A 1,420-nucleotide genomic window follows, 5' to 3' on the forward strand; every position below is an offset into this window, starting at 1 on the left:
GTCTGTGTAAGCCGTACCGAGAGGAACGGTAAGAATCATGACCATGACCGACGAGAAGAACCCAGGCGAGCCCTCGGGCCAGGACCTGGTCGAGCAGCTGAAAGCCTCAGGGCAGCTTGATTCCCTATTCGCGCAGATCGACGCGGGCGGCGTCGAGCTCACCGGTGACGGCGGGTTCGTGCCCGCGCTGGTCAAGGCCGCGCTCGAGCGGGGCCTGCAGGCCGAGCTGACCAGCCATCTGGGCTACGAGAAGGGCTCGAGCGAGGCGCCGAAGCACGCCAACTCCCGCAACGGGACCACCCCGAAGACCGTGGAGTCCGAGGTCGGGCCGATCGAGCTGGACGTCCCGCGAGACCGGGGCGGGTCGTTCACCCCGCGCCTGGTGCCCAAGGGCCAGCGGCGCCTCGGGGGCCTGGATGACATGATCATCAGCCTCTATGCCGGCGGAATGACGATCCGGGACATCCAGCACCACCTGGCCTCCACGATCGGCACGGACCTGTCGCACGAGACGATCTCCAACATCACCGACGCCGTGAGCGAAGAGGTCCTGGCGTGGTAGTCGCGGCCGCTGGAGGAGTTCTATCCGGTGATCTATCTCGACGCAATCCGGATCAAGATCCGAGAGAACAGCCAGGTCCTCAACCGTGCCGCCTACATCGCCGTCGGCGTGGACCTCGAGGGCATCAAGCACGTGCTGGGGATCTGGGTCCAGGACACCGAGGGCTCGGCGTTCTGGGCCCACGTCTGCGCCGATCTCGCCAACCGGGGCGTGCAGGACGTGCTGATCGTGTGCTGCGACGGGCTCAAGGGCCTGCCGGAGGCGATCGAGGCGACGTGGCCGGACTCGATGGTCCAGACCTGCGTGGTTCACCTGATCCGGGCCGCGATGCGGTTCGTGGCCTACTCCGACCGCAAGAAGGTCGCCGCCGCGCTGAAGCCGATCTACACCGCCCCCAACGAAGAGACCGCGAGGAAGGCGCTGGCCGAGTTCGAGGCCTCCGAGCTCGGCACGAAGTACCCGTCCACGGTGGTGACCTGGGCGAACTCCTGGGAGCGGTTCATCCCGTTCCTGCAGTTCCCACCCATGCTCCGCAAGGTCATCTACACGACCAACAGCATCGAGTCGCTGAACTTCCAGCTACGGAAGGTGACCAAGAACCGCGGCCACTTCCCCTCGACCGAGGCGGCGGTGAAGCTGCTCTGGCTGGCGATCTGCAACATCGAAGACAAACGCGCCGCCGAACGTGCTCGGGACCGGGGCAAACCCGCCGGCCAGCGCAAAGCCCAGGGCCGGCTCGTCGAAGGCCAGGCCGTCACGAACTGGAAGCAGGCCCTCGCCCAGCTCGCCGCGGCCTACCCCGACCGGATCAACCCCTACCTGTGACCACCCCGCTTACACAGACAAGTTGACACGCCC

General features: G+C 66.5%; 1 pseudogene. It reads left to right on the forward strand.

The window, feature by feature from the left end:
- Positions 1 to 43: 43 nt before the first annotated feature.
- Positions 44 to 1,387, forward strand: a pseudogene (locus HMPREF2863_RS03515) (IS256-like element ISMlu11 family transposase).
- The last annotated feature ends 33 nt before the right edge of the window (positions 1,388 to 1,420 follow it).

This window comes from Micrococcus sp. HMSC067E09, from assembly GCF_001812555.1.
In the GTDB taxonomy this organism is placed as follows: domain Bacteria; phylum Actinomycetota; class Actinomycetes; order Actinomycetales; family Micrococcaceae; genus Micrococcus; species Micrococcus lylae.